We start from the raw sequence: 420 nt of genomic DNA, 5'->3' as shown, positions 1-420 counted from the left end.
ATTCACCCCGCCATATGCCGCCACTTCACCGGCCATGGCGTTGTAAATGCGCTGCCCCATGCCGCGCTGACCATTTGGGCCAAAGTGCAGAGGGTCCAGCGTATCCACGGTCTCAAACAGCCCGCTTGCGCTCACAAACAGGGTGTTGGCCACGCGGTTTGGCGTGTCGCGGATCGCGGCGCGGATCTGCGAGCCGGTGGGCGTCAGACCATCATCGCCCGCGCCGATCTCAACCGCGATGAAGGGCGTGGCGCTGATCGCCGGGGCGTCAAGGCGCAGCGCCGCAATCATACTGTCCAGCGCCGTGGCGTATTGCGCCTGGCTCCACTGCGCCGAGGCCGCGCCTTCGTCTTCGCCCTGCACCCAGATCACCGCACTGAACACGGCGTCAGGATAGCTGGCAGCGAAAGCATTGATCCG

At 65.2% G+C, this 420-nt stretch carries 1 protein-coding gene; it reads right to left on the bottom strand.

Annotated elements, in window-relative coordinates; translation table 11 throughout:
• Window positions 1-420, bottom strand: a 420-nt coding sequence (locus ACRBB0_RS27270) for a sialate O-acetylesterase (protein WP_431377619.1), incomplete at both ends; no start/stop codon positions are given.

This window comes from Pelagimonas sp., assembly GCF_050633425.1.
Taxonomy (GTDB): Bacteria; Pseudomonadota; Alphaproteobacteria; order Rhodobacterales; family Rhodobacteraceae; genus Pelagimonas.
The sequence above is the reverse complement of the archived record's forward strand: the minus strand, read 5'-3'. Positions and strand labels throughout refer to the sequence as shown.